We start from the raw sequence: 16114 nt of genomic DNA on the forward strand, positions 1-16114 counted from the left end.
GGCACAATGGCCCACGTACTGAAAGAAACCGATTCTCCGCGACGACGCGTACTGCTTAAGCTTTCGGGCGAGGTGTTCGGCGGCGGGAAGCTCGGCGTGGATCCCGATACCGTGCGTGCAGTGGCCAAGCAGATCGCTGCGACCGTTGGACAGGTCGAGGTGGCCATCGTCGTCGGCGGCGGGAACTTCTTCCGCGGGGCGGAACTGTCCACCAGCGGCATGGACCGTTCCCGCGCGGACTACATGGGCATGCTCGGCACCGTGATGAATTGCCTCGCCCTGCAGGATTTCCTGGAGCAGGCCGGCGTCGAGACCCGGGTCCAGAGCGCCATCACCATGGGACAGGTCGCCGAGGCCTACATTCCGCGGCGCGCCATCCGGCACCTGGAAAAGGGCCGCGTGGTCATCTTCGGTGCGGGCGCCGGCCTGCCGTACTTCTCCACTGACACCGTGGCTGCGCAGCGTGCCCTCGAGGTCCACGCGGACGAGGTGCTGATGGCCAAGAGCGGAGTGGACGGTGTCTACACCGCCGATCCGAACAAGGATTCCACCGCAGTCCGGCTGGACACCCTGACGTACGACGACGCCCTGCGCCAGGACATCCGGGTCATGGACCAGACTGCCATGACCATGTGCAAGGACAACGACCTGAACATGGTTGTGTTCGGCATGGAGGGTGAAGGGAACGTCACCCGCGCCATCCGCGGCGAGAAGATCGGCACCATCGTTTCGAACTAACCGGTCCATTGGGCGGTCCCTGCGGGACCTGGAACGGCGGCAACGAAATCCCCTCGGCCGCAGGCGGCCTCCGGAATTTAAAGCCGCCTTCCTCCAGGTCCCTCCGGGACGCGCGGGAGCCACTGATTTCGAGTCGCAATACCTTGTTCTCCCCAGCGGGGCGGTTGCCGTTCAACCTCAAGCTCTGGGGTGGGGCTCGGTGCAGGGAACCCGCACCCTTTTGCGCCGAAAGGGTTCCCCTACACCTCGCAGGCTCGGTGCAGGGAACCCGCACCCTTTTGCGCCGAAAGGGTTCCCCTACACCTCGCAGGCTCGGTGCAGGGAACCCGCACCCTTTTGGCTTAGGATGATATTAGAGTCCGGCCACTAAGCGGGTAGCGCTTTGTGGACACTGTTTTATGAGGAGAGACCGTGATCGAAGACACCTTGAAAGAGGCCGCCGACAAGATGGACAAGGCGGTGGAAGTTGCTAAGGAGGACTTCTCCTCCGTCCGTACGGGACGCGCCAACCCGGCCCTGTTCAACCGGGTGCTGGTGGACTACTACGGTTCCCCGACGCAGCTGCAGCAGCTGGCGTCCTTCGCCACCCCGGATGCACGAACGCTGCTCATCACCCCTTACGATGTCAGCGCCCTGCGCGCGATTGAGCGGGCACTGAGCGACTCCGAGGTCGGCGCCAACCCGTCCAACGACGGCAAGGTCATCCGGGTCATCATGCCCGAACTGACTCAGGACCGCCGCAAGGAATACGTCAAGATTGTCCGCGGCAAGGCCGAGGACGCCAAGGTATCCGTCCGCAACATCCGCCGCAAGGCCAAGGACGGCATTGACCGCCTGGTCAAGGACAGCGAAGTGGGCGAAGACGACGGCGCCCGGGCGGAAAAGGATCTCGACGCCCTGACCAAGGCCCATACGGATTCCATTGACGAACTCCTCAAGCGCAAGGAAGCCGAGCTTCTCGAGGTCTGATGAGTGATACCCAGCCTCCCACCCGGGCTGGCGGGTCACCGTCCGTCGAGACTGTTCCGGCAGCAAAGGCCAACGACATGAGCGCAGCTGATTCCGGACAGGTCCGGAGCCGCAGCGACCGGAGCCGCCGCAGGGCCGAGAAGCCTGTAAAGGTCTCGCGCGCCGGACGCAACCTGCCTGCTGCCATTGCCGTTGGAGTGATCCTGCTTGGCTCTTTGCTGAGCGGACTGCTCTTCTTCCCGTTTGCCATCGTGATCATTGCGGTGGTTTTCGCCGCCGTCGGCGTCTGGGAAGTCAACCGCGCCCTCGAGGTGCGCGGAATGAAGGTACCGCAGGTGCCGGTGCTGGTCGGGTCCGTGGGGCTGCCGTTCGCAGCGTTCTTCGGCGGCACGGAGGCGCTGGCCTTCGCCATGGTGGCAACGGCCGTCGCCATCCTCCTGTGGCGCAGCATCGACACCGCCGCCGAAGCGATCCAGAGCATCCTGGCCGGCATCTTCGTGGTTCTCTGGGTGCCGTTCCTGCTGAGCTTCGCCCTGCTGCTGCTGCGCGAACCCGACGGGCAGATCCGAGTGGCCGTGCTGCTGCTGCTTGTCGTCTCCAATGACACCTTCGGCTACCTGGTAGGTGCCTTCTTCGGCAAGCATCCGATGGCACCGAAGATCAGCCCGAAAAAGTCCTGGGAGGGCTTTGCCGGATCCGCCGTCGGCGCAGCAATCGTGGGCGTCGGCGCGGCAGTCCTGTTCCTGGACCAGCCCTGGTGGTTCGGAGTGGTGCTCGCGGTGGCGACCGTGGCCGCGGCAACCGCCGGTGACTTCTCCGAGTCCATGGTCAAGCGGGAACTGGGCGTGAAGGACATGTCCAATCTCCTGCCCGGACACGGCGGGGTGATGGACCGGCTCGACTCGGTGGTCTTTGCCTCCCCAGTGGTGTTCCTGCTGTCGGTGCTGCTTAGCACGGTGTCCTAGCGCAGGTACGGCATGGATCCGTAACAGTCCGGCAACGGACGGTGTGCCGGAACACAGTCCGGCGGTGCCGGCATCGTAAGATGTTTCACAGTTTCACACGATGCCGGCAGGACCACTGCAGGAACCCGCAGCAGGAACACCCTGCAGAACACCGGGATCCAGCGGCGTAACTCCGCGGGAAATAACCACAGAGGAACAACATATTCATGGACGATGCGCGGCAGGCCAGTGCCCCTTTCGAACGCGTGGGACGACGGGACTTCGGCTACAACATCCGCCAGGTTGATGAGTTCCTGACGAAGGCCCGTAATTACTACAACTCGGATTCCACGTCCGCCAATCCGGTGACCAGCGCCGACGTACGGTCAATGGCTTTCGATCCGGCAAAGGGCGGCTACGAACCGCAGGCAGTGGATGCCGCACTGGACCGCCTGGAGGACGTCTTCGCCCAGCGGGAACGCGACCGCCTGATTACCGACCGCGGAGAAGAAGCGTGGCTGCTGCAGATCGGACGGCTGTCCGCAGTTCTTCGGGCCCGCCTGCACCGCAAGCCGGGGGAGCGGTTCCGCCGTCCCGGCAGGAAGCGTGCCACCAGCTACAACGTCGAGGACGTTGACGCCCTGTGCAACGAACTCCTTGGCTACTTCGAGCATGACCGTCCCCTCAGCGTGGACGTGGTGCGCCGTGCCGTCTTCCGGGAGGCCAAGGGCGGGCAGGGCTACGAGGAAAGCCAGGTGGACGCCTTCCTGGACCGCGTGGTCGAGCTGATGGCCTCCATAGACTAAGCAGTCCTATCCTGCCTCGGCTCCGGTTCCCGGGCGGGGCGGATCCAGGGGCTCCGGAGTGTGCAGCCGCGCCAGGAACTTCGCCGCCCCGCCGGGAACGGATCGTGCAGTCAGCCGGGACACCAGCACCGTCACGGCAAACGCCGCCGGAACCGTCCAGGCTGCGGGCTGCGCGATCCACACCGGAATCTCCGTGCCTACCCGCGGCAGCACGGCACCGGCGGCCATCGCCCCGCCGCACAGCAGTGCGCCGGTCAGCATCCCCGCCCCTGCCCCGGCCGCCGTCAGCCGCCGCCACCAGATCCCCAGCACCAGCAGGGGACAAAGAGTGGAGGCCGTGAACGCAAACACCATCCCGATGCTCCCGGCCAGTGCCGATGATTCGGTGAGCAGCGCAATGGCGAGCGGCACGACGCAGGCCAGCACCGCGGACACACGGAACCCGGCAACGCTGCCGCGGAAGAATTCCTGGCTGATCACCCCCGCCAGCGAGACGGTCAATCCGCTGCTGGTGGAGAGGAAGGCGGCGAAGGCCCCGGCCGTTACCAGTGCCGCCAGGAGATCCCCGGAAGCGCCGTCGAACACCCTCCCGGGCAGGAGCAGCACCGTGGCGTCTGCTGCCCCGCCGTCCCCCAGATCCGGGGCATAGATCCTGCCCAGCACCCCGTAGGTGATCGGGAAAATGTAGAACAGGGAGAGCAGGCCCAGGACAATGAGCGTGGTCCGCCGGGCGGATCCGCCGTCGGGGTTGGTGTAGAAGCGCACCAGCACGTGCGGGAGGCCCAGCGTGCCGCAGAGCAGCGCGATGCTCAGCGAGATATTGCGGTACAGCGGCGCATTGGTTTCCGGGTTCAGCGCCTCCGCCAGGAGCCGGCCGCCGTCGGCCCCGGGCGGGCCGTCGCCCGCGAGGCGGAAGAGGATAAACAGCACGGGCACGGCAATGGCCACCAGTTTCAGCCAGTACTGGAAAGCCTGGACAAACGTGATGGACCGCATGCCGCCGGTTACCACGCTCAGGCAGACGACGCCGGTCACCACCAGGGCGCCGAGCTCTGGGGGCAGCCCGGTGGTGATGCGCATGGTGAGGGCCGCGCCGTGCAGCTGCGGCACAATGTACAGCCAGCCGATGGCAATCACCAGCAGGCTGGTCAGGCGGCGCACCGGCAGGGATTCCAGCCGGGCCGAGGCGAAGTCGGGGACGGTGTACGCCCCGGACCGGCGCAGGGGAGCGGCTACGAAGAGCAGGAGCATCAGATAGCCGCCGGTGTACCCGATGGGAAACCAGAGCGCGTCCACACCGGAGGCGACAATCAGCCCCGCGACACCCAGGAAGCTGGCTGCGGAAAGGTATTCGCCGCCGATGGCCGAAGCATTCCACCACGGTTTTACCGTCCGGGAGGCCACATAGAAGTCGCTGGTGGTCCGCGAGATCCGCAGTCCGTAGAAACCGATCAGCAGCGTCGCGGCGGAAACCAGTGCCAGCGCGGTGTAACCGAAGCCCGGGCTCATGGCGGCGTCAACATCCCAGGTCACCGGGTTACCGCCCGTCCACCAGGTCGCGGTAACGGGTTTCGTTTCGCTGTGCAGTGTGCACGTAGAGCAGCCCGCAGCCGATGACGAGCGGATAAACTCCGACACCGAGCAGGAACCAGGGGGCAGGGACGCCGAAGACCGCCAGTTCGGCAACTACCGGCAGGAAGGCCAGCAGTACCGGGACGCCGAGCAGGATCAGCAGGAACCCGCCGCCCACCACCAGCGCCAGCCTCAGCTGGCTGCGGATCAGCGCGCCGATGATCAACTCGCCCACTTCGGACTGTTCGTCCAGTTCGCGGGAGACCGGGAACGGCGCTGCACCCGTGCCGGGTGCGGTCACCCGGACCCGCGCCGGTGCCGGTGCCGGTGCCGGGCCGGAACCGGGCTCTGGGGTGCGGTTCACTGCGTGGGCCGGACCCGTCCGGCGTCGAGCGTGTTGCGCACGGCCGGCAGGTGCCGCCGGCTAACCGGCAGGTCCACCGCGCCCAGCTGCACGCTTGCCCGCCCGCCGGTCAGCCGCACCTGGCGGATGTGGTTCCGGGCCACGAGGTAGGAGCGGTGGATGCGGACAAATCCGGCACCGGCCCACTGCTCTTCCAGATCCGCCAGGGGTACCCGGATAAGGTAGCTGGCGTCGGCGGTGTGCAGCCGGGCATAGTCGCCCTGCGCCTGGACGTAGCGGATCTCGCCGCGGGGGATGATCTTCGTCGTCGCGCCCTGGACGACGGTGACGACGTCGGCGTCTTCAGGCTCGGTGTCGAATGCGAGCTCGCAGATCCGGCGCACCGACTCGGACAACCGCTCCGGCCGTACCGGCTTGAGCAGGTAATCCAGGGCTGCGAGGTCAAAGGCCCGGAGCGCCTGGTCCTCATCCGCAGTGACGAAGACGACGGCGGGCGGGCGCTCCCTGCCGCTCAGCGCCTTGGCGATCTCCAGCCCCGAGAGGGCAGGCATGTGGATGTCGAGGAACACGGCGTCGACGTCGCGGGCCTCGATCTGCTGCAGCGCCTGGGCGCCGCTGGCGGCCCGGTACACCGTGCCGATCCGGGCATCCTGGCCCAGGAGATAGGCGAGCTCCTCGACGGCGGGGGCTTCGTCGTCGGCGACTACGACGGTGAGCGGCCGGAGGGGTTTGCGCATGGACATCAGATTACGCGTCCGTGGGGCGGTTCTCCGGCTGCGACTTGGGGACACGCATGGTGATCAGGGTGCCGGCGCCCGGTGCCGTGTCAATGACAAGACCGTGGTTGTCGCCGTACACCTGCCTCAGCCGCACATCCACGTTCCGCAGGCCCACGTGGTCCCCGTCGGCATGCCCGGCCAGGACGGAGCGGAGGTATTCGGGGTCCATGCCCACGCCGTTGTCCTCGATGGTAATCACGGCGTCCGCCCCGGCGTCGACGGCTGCAATGCTGATCCGCCCCTGCCCGTCCTTGGCTTCCAGACCGTGCCGGACGGAATTCTCCACCAGCGGCTGCAGGGAAAGGAAGGGGATGACCGTGCCCAGCACCTCGGGGGCGATCTGCAGGGCCACCTTGAGCCGTTCACCGAAGCGTGCCCGTTCGAGCAGCAGATACCGGTCCACGGATTCCAGTTCCTGCGCGATGGTGGTGAAGTTGCCGTGCCGCCGGAAGGAATAGCGGGTGAAATCGGCGAACTCGACCACCAGCTCCCGGGCGCGGGCCGGATCCGTATTGATGTAGGAGGCAATCGCGTTCAGGGAGTTGTAGATGAAGTGCGGACTGATCTGCGCCCGGAGCGCCCGCACCTCGGCCTCCATCAACTGCGCGCGGGAGGCATCGAGTTCGGCCAGCTCCACCTGGGTGGCGAGCCAGGCTGCCACCTCATTGGCTGCCCGCACCAGCCCGGCACGGACCGTCGGCGCGAACACGGCTACCGTGCCAACGGTCTCGCCGTTGACCGGCAGCGGGGAGATCAGCAGCTCGCAGCCGGAGTCCTGGAGGCCGAGGGCCCGCAATGCCGCGCCGCGGAAGACCCGCGTCCGGCCGGATTCCAACACCAGCGCCGCGGCGGATAACAGCCGCTGGCGGCGGAAGGGTGTGTCATTCACGGCGCCGTCCCACGCCAGCACCGCCGAGGCGTCGGTGATCACCAGGGTGTCACAGTCCAGCAGGTCACGCAGGTGCCGGCTGGCCTTGCGGGCCCCGGCAGGGGTCAGCCCCGCACGGAGATGTGCGGAGGCCAGCGACGCCGTATGGAGGGTCGCATAGGTTGCCCGCTCGGCGTCGGACCCCAGGTCCCGTTGTGAGCGGCTGAGCCGGAAGCCGAGGGTGCCCACCGCCGCAATGGTCAGGACGGCGACGGCGCAGATCAGGGCAATATCGACGGCGGGACTGGGCATGGACCCACCCTAGCGGTCCGTCGGGCGGACCTGCGGTTCAACGCCGTTCAGCGCGGTCGAGTGCCGTTCACCGCACGGAACCAACCGTTCACCGACGCGTTGGTGCGGCAGACGGACACCGGCGCCGGCATTGTAGGAAAGTGATGAGCGTCACAGCTTGCACAGCGTCGTGTCCTGGCCTCCACTGGTGGATGCAGCGCGCAGAGCGGGCTCCAACAGAGGAGGAACAATGGCTGAAGAGCAGCCGGTTTCACACGCTGCGCACCCGGATCAGGTGGACTTCCGGGAAGTCCAGAGCTCGCCTGAGTTCCAGGAACTGCGCAAGCGCCAGCGCAGCTTTATTTTCCCCATGGCCGTGGTTTTCCTGGTCTGGTATTTCGCGTACGTCCTACTGGCCGACTACGCGCACGGTTTTATGTCCACCCCGGTCATCGGGAACATCAACGTGGGCCTGATCCTGGGCCTGCTGCAGTTCGTCAGCACGTTCGGCATCACGATGGCATATGTCAGCTACGCCAACCGCAGGATGGACCCCATTGCGGCGGACCTGCGCCACGACCTTGAGGCCCACGGAGTGAGCCGTCCGGAGGAGACCAAGTGAACAGCCTGCACATTTCCGCCGCCACTGAGGTCACGGCCGAATCCATCAAGGACACCGGCCTGCTCAACATGATCATCTTCGGTGTCTTCGTAGCCGTCACCCTCGTGGTGGTGCTGCGGGCAAGCCGCAACAACAAGACGGCAGCCGATTACTATGCCGCCGGCCGGTCCTTCACCGGGCCGCAGAACGGCACCGCCATCGCGGGTGACTACCTTTCGGCCGCTTCCTTCCTCGGCATCGTCGGCGCCATTGCGGTCAACGGCTATGACGGCTTCCTGTACTCCATCGGCTTCCTCGTTGCCTGGCTGGTGGCCCTGCTGCTGGTCGCTGAAATGCTCCGCAACACCGGTAAGTTCACCATGGCCGATGTGCTCTCCTTCCGGCTCAAGCAGCGTCCGGTCCGGATTGCCGCAGCCATCACCACCCTGGCCGTCTGCTTCTTCTACCTCCTGGCGCAGATGGCAGGCGCCGGCGGGCTGGTTTCCCTGCTGATGGGCATTGACGGCAAGATCGGCCAGTCGCTGGTCATTACCGTCGTCGGCGCCCTGATGATCATCTACGTATTGATCGGCGGCATGAAGGGCACCACCTGGGTGCAGATCATCAAGGCCTTCCTGCTGATTGCAGGCGCGGCCATCATGACCGTCTGGGTCCTGGCCCTGCACGACTTCAACCTCTCGGACCTGCTGGGGGCAGCGGTCGAGACCACCGGCAACCCCGCCATCCTGGATCCGGGGCTGCAGTACGGCAAGTCGGACACCTCCAAGCTGGACTTCGTCTCCCTCGGACTGGCTCTGGTGCTGGGCACCGCCGCCCTGCCGCACGTGCTGATGCGCTTCTACACGGTGCCTACCGCCAAGGAAGCCCGGCGTTCCGTTGTCTGGGCCATCTGGCTGATCGGCATCTTCTACCTGTTCACCCTGGTTCTGGGCTACGGCGCCGCGGCGCTGATCGGCTCGGATGCCATCACGGGCGCTCCCGGCGGAGTGAACTCGGCTGCACCCCTGCTGGCCTTTGCGCTGGGCGGGCCGGTGCTGCTGGGACTGATTTCCGCCGTCGCCTTCGCCACCATCCTGGCGGTGGTTGCCGGCCTGACCATCACGGCAGCGGCCTCCTTCGCCCACGACATCTACGCCAACGTCATCCGCAAGGGACAGGTGGACGCAGACGGAGAGGTCAAGGTAGCCCGCACCACGGTGGTGGTTATCGGCATCATCTCGATCCTGGGCGGTATCGGTGCCCAGGGACAGAACGTAGCCTTCCTTGTGGCCCTGGCCTTCGCAGTGGCGGCCAGCGCCAACCTGCCGACCATCGTCTACTCGCTCTACTGGCGGAAGTTCTCCACCCAGGGCGCACTGTGGAGCATGTACGGCGGCCTCGGTTCCGCCATCCTGCTCATCGCGTTCTCTCCGGTGGTTTCGGGCCTCGAGACCTCGATGATCCCCAGTGCGGACTTCCAGTGGTTCCCGCTGAACAACCCCGGAATCGTGTCCATTCCGCTGGCCTTCTTCCTGGGCTGGCTGGGCACCGTGCTGGATAAGAACACCGAATCCGCCATCAAGCAGGCGGAAATGGAAGTCCGGTCCCTGACCGGCGTCGGCGCCGAGAAGGCCGTCGACCACTAGGGCTCGGCCGCTTCAGTCAAAGGCAGGTTCCGCTTAGGCGGGACCTGCCTTTGCCGTGGCGGGGCCCTGTTCCCTGCGGTCCCGGCCCCGGTCCGACGACGGCGGCACCGGCGGCACCGGCGGCAACCCGGCGCCGCGGCGCAGCAGGGGGGCGGCGCGAAGCGGGATCAGTTCCCCCATGGCGAGGTTGGTGTCGCATCTCTGCACCCCGCCAATGGCCAGGATCTGTTTGTTGATCCGGAACAGGTCTTCCGCGTCCGCAGCGACCACACGCAGCAGGATGTCGGCGTCCCCGGTGAGGCCGTGGGCTTCCGCCACCTCGGGCAGGGCCGCCAGCTCTTCGGTGATCCGTGCCAGGCTCGGCTGGTGGACATGGACGTGGACGAAGGCCATCAGCGGATAACCGAGCGCCGCAGTGCTGATCCGGCGTTCAAACGGCAGGAACGCCCCTTTGCGTTCCAAGCCGGCCAGCCGCGACTGGACCGTGTTGCGGGAGAGGCCGAGAACGGCTGCCAGGGCCACCGCCGACCGTGTTGAATCCTCCGCCAGGGCAAGGAGTAACCGCAGGTCGGTGGCGTCGAGGGGCTGCATAGTGCGCAACGCTAGCACGGTGAATTGTCCGTTTATAGGGCAGTATGCCCGGTCTTTCTGTGAACGGTTGTGCCGGGTGCGAGGTGTGAGTAGGGTCACACTTACCCGGGCAATGGAGCCCGGCTTTGGCCCCGCCACCCTTGGGGCCCAAACACGGAAGGATGCGTATCCCAGTGTCCCTGCATACCCCGGTGCGGCACCCGGAAAACTCCGGCAGCTTCCCCACCGACCCCTACGTACAGCTGGTTACCCCCGACGGCGTCCGTACCCCGGACCCCCTGTATGACCGCTGGGTCGAGGACGTCGACGGCGCCCGCCTCCAGGAGCTCTACATAGACATGGCGGTGATCCGCCGGATCGATACCGAGGCCACCGTCCTCCAGCGGCAGGGCGAGCTGGGGCTGTGGCCTCCGCTGCTTGGCCAGGAGGCCGCGCAGATCGGCTCCGGGCGGTCCCTGCGTGCCTCCGATTTCGTCTTCTCCAGCTACCGGGAGAACGGCGTGGCCTACTGCCGCGGCGTCGGCATGGAGGACCTGATGCGGGTCTGGCGCGGCAACGCCGCCGCCGGGTGGGATCCCTACAGCGTGAATATGGCCCCCACCCAGGTCATCATCGGGGCCCAGGCACTGCACGCGGCCGGTTACGCCATGGGAATCACCCGTGACGGTTCCGACGACGCCGCCATCAGCTACTTCGGCGACGGAGCCACCAGCCAGGGCGACGTGAACGAGGCAATGGTCTTCGCGGCCAGCTACGCCGCCCCGGTGGTCTTCTTCTGCACCAACAACCAATGGGCCATCTCCGAGCCGGTGACCCTGCAGGCGCAGGTACCCATCGCCAACCGCGCACCCGGTTTCGGGATTCCGTCCATCCGGGTGGACGGCAATGACGTGCTCGCCGTTATGGCCGCAACCCGGGAAGCACTGGACCGGGCCCGTTCCGGCAACGGCCCCACCTTTATTGAAGCCGTCACCTACCGGATGGGTCCGCACACCACGGCCGACGATCCCACGCGCTACCGGGACGACGCCGAACTGGAGCAGTGGCGGGCGAAGGATCCGCTGTCCCGGGTGCAGGCGCTGCTGGAATCCCTGGGACTCTTCACCGACGAGTTCGCGGCAACGGCAAGCGGCCGGGCGGATGCCGCGGCAGCAGAGCTGCGTGCCGCGTGCCTGGGGATGCCGGATCCGGTACCGGCGGACGTTTTTGCCCATGTCTATTCCGAGCCGCACTCCTGGCTGGACCGCCAGCAGGAGCAGTACTCGCGTTATCTCAGTGGTTTCGCCGGCGAGGAGAACCGTTAATGACCAGCATGACTTTCGGCAAAGCCATTACGGCCGGCCTGCGCCGCGCGATGGAACAGGATCCCCGCGTCCTGATTATGGGCGAGGATGTCGGCAAACTCGGCGGCGTCTTCCGGATCACCGACGGACTCCAGCAGGACTTCGGCCCGCAGCGGGTGGTGGACACTCCGCTCGCGGAGTCCGGGATCATGGGCACCGCCGTGGGACTGGCCTTCCGCGGCTACCGTCCGGTGGTGGAGATCCAGTTCGACGGCTTCATCTACCCGGCGTTTGACCAGATTGTTTCCCAGGTGGCGAAGATGCACTACCGGACCCGCGGAGCAGTGAAGCTGCCGCTGACCATCCGGGTTCCGTTCGGCGGCGGCATCGGATCCCCGGAACACCACTCCGAATCACCCGAGGCCTATTTCACCCACACCTCGGGGCTGCGCGTCATCAGTGTGTCCAATCCGCAGGATGCGTACACCATGATCCAGCAGGCCATCGCCTCCGATGACCCGGTGCTCTACTTCGAACCGAAACGCCGGTACCACGTCAAGGGGGAGGTGGATGAAGCAGCAGCACCCCAGCTGCCCATGGGATCCGCCCGGGTCCTGACAGAGGGCAGCGACGTCACCCTGGTGGCTTACGGCCCACTGGTCCCCACGGCACGCGACGCCGCCGTCGCTGCCTCGGACGAAGGCGTTTCCGTGGAGGTCATCGACCTGCGCTCGCTCGCCCCCATCGATTTCGCCACCGTGGAGGCCTCCGTCCGGAAAACCGGGCGGTTGGTGATTACGCACGAGGCGGCCCAGTCCGGTGGGTTGGGAGCCGAGATCGCGGCAAGCATCACCGAGCGGTGCTTCGAGTATCTGGAGCACGCTCCGGTGCGGGTCACGGGCTTTGATATTCCGTATCCGCCCGCCCGGCTCGAATCCCACCATCTGCCGGATCTTGACCGGATCCTCGACGGGGTGGACTGCGTTTTGGACCGGCCCAGTTCGCTGGCCGTATCCGGATCGGCGGCGGGCTGATGCTGCGCGAATTCCGCCTTCCGGATCTGGGGGAGGGGCTCACCGAATCCGAGATCCTGAACTGGCACGTCAGCGTGGGGGATGACGTGAAGCTCAACCAGGTGATTGCCGATGTGGAAACCGCCAAGGCCGTGGTGGAGCTGCCGTCCCCCTACGCCGGGATAGTGGCGCGCCTGCACGAGCAGGCCGGAACCGTGGTTGAGGTCGGGTCGCCGATAGTTTCGTTTGAGGTGGCGGTGCCGGCGGGTGCGGACACGGGGGCGCCCGGCGCCGGCGGCGAACGGGTGCAGGCCAGGCGGGAGCCGAACCTGGTGGGCTACGGCGCCGTGCCGGATGCCACGGGACGGCCCGCACGACGGCGCCGCGGGCCGGCTCCTGCCGCGCAGGGTGCGGCGCCGGTGCCGGCCTCGACGCCGGACGCGGTGCGGGAGCGGCCGCGCTCCACTCCGCCGGTCCGGAAGCTGGCCCGGGACATGGGCGTGGACCTCTCCGAGGTACGGGGATCCGGTCCCGGCGGGCTGGTGGTCCGTGCCGACGTCGTCCGAGCCGCCTCCCCGGCAGCCGGGACGGCGGCCGCACCTGCAGGCGCTCCTCCCGTGGTGCCTTCTCCTCCGGCACAGGCATCACGGGAGAACCGGACACCGGTCACGGGCATGCGGAAGCATACTGCGGCTGCCATGGTGGCCAGCGCCTTCACCGCTCCCCACGCGACGGTGTTCCTCACTGTTGATGTCACTCCCACCATGGAGCTGCTGGAACGGCTCCGGCAGCAGCCGGCCTTCAACGGCTTGAAGCTGTCCCCGCTGACGCTGGCGGCCAAGGCGGTCTGCCTTGGAGTGCAGCGGTTCCCGTCGCTGAATTCGCGGTGGGATGAGCGGGCCGGGGAAATTGTCAGCTTCAACTACGTGAACCTCGGCATTGCCGCGGCCACGCCTCGCGGGCTGATGGTTCCCAATATCAAGGAGGCCCAGACCCTGAGCCTGCACGGCCTGGCAGCTGCGGTGACGTCCCTGGCGCAGACCGCACGGGACGGGAAAACGCGGCCGGCGGACCTGGCCGGCGGAACCATCTCCATCTCCAACGTCGGGGTGTTCGGCGTCGACACCGGGACACCCATCCTGAATCCGGGAGAAGCGGCCATCCTGGCCCTGGGAGCGGTCCGGCGGCAGCCGTGGGAGTACGAAGGGGCTATCGCCCTGCGCTCGGTCATGACGCTGAGCCTTTCCTTCGACCACCGGCTGGTTGACGGCGAGCAGGGGGCAGGGTTCCTGAACGACGTGGGAGCGGTGCTGGCGGAGCCCGCACTGGCACTGGCGATGGCCTAGCAGCGCAAGGGCCGCCCCGGAGATTTCCGGGACGGCCCTTGACCTGCTGCACCTAGCGACGGCTTCGGTGTCCGCTTCGGTTCCCGCTTTGGTGCCCGGAACGGCGGCCCGCTTCGGTGCCGGCTTCGGTGCCCGGAACGGCGGCAACGAAATCCCTTGCTCGCAGAGCTCGCCGGGATATTAAAGCCGCCTTATCCGGGAGCCTATGCGGTGAAGGCCGCCTTATCCGGGAGCCTGCGCGGTGGCTGGTTGGCTGGCTCCGGGGCCGGCGCCCGGCGGCGGACTCTGCCCCGACTTTCCTTTGTTTTGTCCGGATCCCTACGTTTTGTCCGGATCCCTGCGCTGCGCGGCGTAGGGATTGCCACAAACCGCAGGGATTCCGACAAACCGAAGGGAATCCGGGAGAGACAGGAACAGCCCGGTCACGTTCCGCACTGCACGCCAGGCCGGCGCCGGCGGAGCCCGCACTGGCCATGGCCTAACAGTGGGAGGGCCGCCCCGGAGATTTCCCGGACGGCCCTTGACCCTGCCGCAGCAGTCAGGGGCAGGGCAACAAGGTGTTGGCACAACACTCCGATAACGAAATCCCGGCAACGGCTCAACGGCTCGGGCGGGCTGTTAGCGTCGCTAGATGGAACAACGACGTTTGCCGCACCTAACCGCCGCCGCCCTTGTCTCGGCTGTCCTGCTGGCCGGCTGTACGGTCCAGGATCAACCGCAGCAGCCCCCGGAGCCCTCGGGCTCCGCATCTGAGGTTTCCAGTGCTGCTGCCGCTCCTGTTTCCGGGACCTACACGGGCACGCAGATCTTCGAACTGGGAACTCCGCCCGCGGAAGCAACGGAAATCGCCGTGGAAATCACCTGCCTGGATGCGGGCACCCTTTCCCTGCCCGGAGGCGCGAAAGTGACGTGCCAGGATTCAAACGAGGCGTTTGCGACCGGCATCTGGTCGCTTCCGCTGACCCCGGGACAACATTCCCTTGAGGTTCAGGCGAGCGAGCCCGCCATCAGCTACGAAGTGAAAATCGCCTACGCGGACAAGTAGCGCAGCATTGCCACCACCCAAACCGACGTGTCGTTGGCTTTTCCGGCAGCCCTAGGCCAGTTCGAGCTCGAGTTCCTTCACCACGGCGCCGCGGGCGTTCGCGAAGCCCTGCGTTTCACCGATCACGGTGAACCCGTACTTCTCAAGGATGCGGATCGAGCTGACGTTGTCCGCAACGGCACGCGCGCGGATCGGGCGTTCGGTGAACTCTTCGAGGAACAGTCCCACCGCTGCTGTGGTCAGGCCCTGTCCCCAGCGCTCCTTGTCGATCCAGTAGCTGATCTCGGGGATGTCGCCGTCCCGGTAGGCGAGGATGCTGCCTACTACGTCGCCGTCGGCCACGATGGTGCGGACGGTCACCGTCGGATCATTGAGGATGCTCTGCCAGTGATGGTCGAAGACGCCGCGGTCCGCCGGGTTCTTGGCGCTGAACGCGGCCATATGGTTGGCACTCGGGTCCAGCTGGTGGGAGAAAAATTCCTCCAGGTCGGCGGGAACTACGGCACGAAGCTCAATCACGGCAGGTCTTTCTGCTCGGGGGTGGAGTTCAGCCTGCCGAAAGGAACCGGCAGGACTTGAGAATTACTGGGCATTCAAGGCCGCCCACGCCATTCTATCGAGCAGCGTACGCAGCCTTGCCGTCTCGCGGGCGCTGATACGCCCGCGGACAGTATGGGATGTGGAATTGATCAGGCCAAAGACCCCCTGCGCCCGGTGCCGCAGCAACGGCAGGTCGGAGCCGGGATGCAGGGCGGAAAGGGCGTCCACCCAGACCTCCACATACTGGCGCTGCAGGGAACGTACCCGCCGCTCGTCGCTCTCCGGCAGGCTCCCCAGGTCCCGGTCCTGGACCCGGATCACGTCCGCCTGGCGCAGTGCAAAGTCAACCTGGAATTCCACCAGGCCGCGCAGGGCGATTTCCGGTGTCGCGGATTCTGCGGCCACCGCCTTCCCGCCCTCCAGCAGGTCCTCGCTGACACCGATGAGCAGGGCGGAGAGTACCGCGGGTTTGCCGCTGAAGTGCCGGTACACCGCAGGTCCGGTGACCCCGGCGGCCGCCCCGAGTTCCTCAATGGAAACTCCGTTGTAGCCTCGTTCGGCAAACAGGGATGCCGCGGCGTCGAGCATTGCCGCCCTACGCGAGGCCTTGGCCTGGCTGCGCCCCGTTGTCCGTCCCGCTTCGGAAGCTGTTTCGTCTTTTGCTACGTCCATTCCCACCCCTTCTGATTGGACTGCGCATTTATTCCTATTGTGGTGG

At 66.5% G+C, this 16114-nt stretch carries 17 protein-coding genes; 10 read left to right on the forward strand and 7 right to left on the reverse strand.

Features of this window, described 5'->3' with window-relative positions; all coding sequences use genetic code 11:
• Nucleotides 1-6: 6 nt before the first annotated feature.
• The 4 genes from pyrH (at nt 7) to LOC60_RS13875 (ending at nt 3457) form a co-directional block, all read left to right on the forward strand.
• The gene (gene pyrH, locus LOC60_RS13860) at nt 7-738 is read left to right on the forward strand and encodes a UMP kinase (RefSeq protein WP_230026135.1); all 732 of its coding nucleotides are present in this window, start codon (nt 7-9) and stop codon (nt 736-738) included.
• 411 nt (nt 739-1149) lie between these two features.
• Nucleotides 1150-1707, forward strand: a complete 558-nt coding sequence (frr, locus tag LOC60_RS13865; protein WP_227924437.1) for a ribosome recycling factor — start codon at nt 1150-1152, stop codon at nt 1705-1707.
• Nucleotides 1708-1784: 77 nt separating this feature from the next.
• Complete coding sequence (locus LOC60_RS13870) at nt 1785-2672, forward strand: phosphatidate cytidylyltransferase (RefSeq protein WP_230026137.1); 888 nt, start codon at nt 1785-1787, stop codon at nt 2670-2672.
• A gap of 206 nt (nt 2673-2878) precedes the next feature.
• On the forward strand, nt 2879-3457 hold the full coding sequence (locus tag LOC60_RS13875; RefSeq protein WP_230026139.1) for a DivIVA domain-containing protein: 579 nt from the start codon (nt 2879-2881) through the stop codon (nt 3455-3457).
• A gap of 6 nt (nt 3458-3463) precedes the next feature.
• Here LOC60_RS13875 and LOC60_RS13880 read toward each other — a convergent pair whose 3' ends face one another.
• The 4 genes from LOC60_RS13880 to LOC60_RS13895 are packed head-to-tail and all read right to left on the reverse strand — an operon-like array spanning nt 3464 to nt 7352.
• The gene (locus LOC60_RS13880) at nt 3464-4966 is read right to left on the reverse strand and encodes a sodium/solute symporter (protein WP_230026273.1); all 1503 of its coding nucleotides are present in this window, start codon (nt 4964-4966) and stop codon (nt 3464-3466) included.
• 28 nt (nt 4967-4994) lie between these two features.
• Nucleotides 4995-5393 carry a hypothetical protein gene (locus tag LOC60_RS13885; protein ID WP_230026141.1) on the reverse strand — a complete coding sequence of 133 codons (399 nt, stop codon included), beginning with the start codon at nt 5391-5393 and terminating at the stop codon, nt 4995-4997.
• Nucleotides 5390-6130, reverse strand: coding sequence for a LytR/AlgR family response regulator transcription factor (locus tag LOC60_RS13890; RefSeq protein WP_230026143.1), 741 nt, complete (start codon nt 6128-6130; stop codon nt 5390-5392). The genes LOC60_RS13885 and LOC60_RS13890 overlap by 4 nt, the downstream gene beginning before the upstream one ends.
• A 10-nt stretch (nt 6131-6140) precedes the next feature.
• Complete coding sequence (locus LOC60_RS13895; protein ID WP_230026145.1) at nt 6141-7352, reverse strand: sensor histidine kinase; 1212 nt, start codon at nt 7350-7352, stop codon at nt 6141-6143.
• Nucleotides 7353-7581: 229 nt separating this feature from the next.
• Here LOC60_RS13895 and LOC60_RS13900 point away from each other — a divergent pair, with 229 nt between their 5' ends.
• On the forward strand, nt 7582-7953 hold the full coding sequence (locus LOC60_RS13900) for a DUF485 domain-containing protein (RefSeq protein WP_230026147.1): 372 nt from the start codon (nt 7582-7584) through the stop codon (nt 7951-7953).
• A gap of 68 nt (nt 7954-8021) precedes the next feature.
• Nucleotides 8022-9578 carry a solute symporter family protein gene (locus tag LOC60_RS13905; RefSeq protein ID WP_230026275.1) on the forward strand — a complete coding sequence of 519 codons (1557 nt, stop codon included), beginning with the start codon at nt 8022-8024 and terminating at the stop codon, nt 9576-9578.
• Nucleotides 9579-9611: 33 nt separating this feature from the next.
• Here the strand turns inward: LOC60_RS13905 and LOC60_RS13910 are convergent, their stop codons facing one another.
• Nucleotides 9612-10169, reverse strand: a complete 558-nt coding sequence (locus LOC60_RS13910) for an Lrp/AsnC family transcriptional regulator (protein ID WP_331460827.1) — start codon at nt 10167-10169, stop codon at nt 9612-9614.
• A 161-nt stretch (nt 10170-10330) separates the two neighbouring features.
• Here LOC60_RS13910 and pdhA point away from each other — a divergent pair, with 161 nt between their 5' ends.
• The 4 genes from pdhA (at nt 10331) to LOC60_RS13930 (ending at nt 14856) form a co-directional block, all read left to right on the forward strand.
• A complete protein-coding gene (gene pdhA / locus LOC60_RS13915; protein ID WP_442860421.1) occupies nt 10331-11473 on the forward strand; it encodes a pyruvate dehydrogenase (acetyl-transferring) E1 component subunit alpha in 1143 nt (380 codons plus the stop codon).
• Nucleotides 11473-12486 (forward strand): alpha-ketoacid dehydrogenase subunit beta, encoded by a 1014-nt coding sequence (locus LOC60_RS13920; RefSeq protein WP_230026149.1) that lies wholly within the window; start codon nt 11473-11475, stop codon nt 12484-12486. Before pdhA ends, LOC60_RS13920 begins: the two co-directional genes overlap by 1 nt.
• Nucleotides 12486-13811, forward strand: a complete 1326-nt coding sequence (locus LOC60_RS13925; RefSeq protein WP_230026151.1) for a dihydrolipoamide acetyltransferase family protein — start codon at nt 12486-12488, stop codon at nt 13809-13811. The genes LOC60_RS13920 and LOC60_RS13925 overlap by 1 nt, the downstream gene beginning before the upstream one ends.
• A gap of 631 nt (nt 13812-14442) precedes the next feature.
• The gene (locus LOC60_RS13930) at nt 14443-14856 is read left to right on the forward strand and encodes a hypothetical protein (RefSeq protein WP_230026153.1); all 414 of its coding nucleotides are present in this window, start codon (nt 14443-14445) and stop codon (nt 14854-14856) included.
• A gap of 51 nt (nt 14857-14907) precedes the next feature.
• On the opposite strand, the gene LOC60_RS13935 is transcribed toward LOC60_RS13930, so the two are convergent.
• On the reverse strand, nt 14908-15375 hold the full coding sequence (locus LOC60_RS13935) for a GNAT family N-acetyltransferase (RefSeq protein WP_230026154.1): 468 nt from the start codon (nt 15373-15375) through the stop codon (nt 14908-14910).
• Between the two features lie 63 nt (nt 15376-15438).
• Nucleotides 15439-16068: a TetR/AcrR family transcriptional regulator gene (locus tag LOC60_RS13940; protein ID WP_230026156.1), complete on the reverse strand. Its 630-nt coding sequence runs from the start codon at nt 16066-16068 to the stop codon at nt 15439-15441.
• Nucleotides 16069-16114: the final 46 nt, after the last annotated feature.

It is taken from the genome of Arthrobacter sp. zg-Y769, from assembly GCF_020907405.1.
Taxonomy (GTDB): Bacteria; Actinomycetota; Actinomycetes; order Actinomycetales; family Micrococcaceae; genus Arthrobacter_B.

Excerpts from the sequence above, each read along its gene's own strand:
- pyrH (WP_230026135.1), top strand. The coding sequence starts at position 7 with ATGGCCCACGTACTGAAAGAAACCGATTCTCCGCGACGACGCGTACTG.
- LOC60_RS13870 (WP_230026137.1), top strand. The coding sequence starts at position 1,785 with ATGAGCGCAGCTGATTCCGGACAGGTCCGGAGCCGCAGCGACCGGAGC.
- LOC60_RS13875 (WP_230026139.1), top strand. The coding sequence starts at position 2,879 with ATGGACGATGCGCGGCAGGCCAGTGCCCCTTTCGAACGCGTGGGACGA.
- LOC60_RS13880 (WP_230026273.1), bottom strand. The coding sequence starts at position 4,966 with ATGAGCCCGGGCTTCGGTTACACCGCGCTGGCACTGGTTTCCGCCGCG.
- LOC60_RS13890 (WP_230026143.1), bottom strand. The coding sequence starts at position 6,130 with ATGCGCAAACCCCTCCGGCCGCTCACCGTCGTAGTCGCCGACGACGAA.
- LOC60_RS13895 (WP_230026145.1), bottom strand. The coding sequence starts at position 7,352 with ATGCCCAGTCCCGCCGTCGATATTGCCCTGATCTGCGCCGTCGCCGTC.
- LOC60_RS13900 (WP_230026147.1), top strand. The coding sequence starts at position 7,582 with ATGGCTGAAGAGCAGCCGGTTTCACACGCTGCGCACCCGGATCAGGTG.
- LOC60_RS13905 (WP_230026275.1), top strand. The coding sequence starts at position 8,022 with ATGATCATCTTCGGTGTCTTCGTAGCCGTCACCCTCGTGGTGGTGCTG.
- LOC60_RS13910 (WP_331460827.1), bottom strand. The coding sequence starts at position 10,169 with ATGCAGCCCCTCGACGCCACCGACCTGCGGTTACTCCTTGCCCTGGCG.
- pdhA (WP_442860421.1), top strand. The coding sequence starts at position 10,331 with ATGCGTATCCCAGTGTCCCTGCATACCCCGGTGCGGCACCCGGAAAAC.
- LOC60_RS13920 (WP_230026149.1), top strand. The coding sequence starts at position 11,473 with ATGACCAGCATGACTTTCGGCAAAGCCATTACGGCCGGCCTGCGCCGC.
- LOC60_RS13925 (WP_230026151.1), top strand. The coding sequence starts at position 12,486 with ATGCTGCGCGAATTCCGCCTTCCGGATCTGGGGGAGGGGCTCACCGAA.
- LOC60_RS13930 (WP_230026153.1), top strand. The coding sequence starts at position 14,443 with ATGGAACAACGACGTTTGCCGCACCTAACCGCCGCCGCCCTTGTCTCG.
- LOC60_RS13940 (WP_230026156.1), bottom strand. The coding sequence starts at position 16,068 with ATGGACGTAGCAAAAGACGAAACAGCTTCCGAAGCGGGACGGACAACG.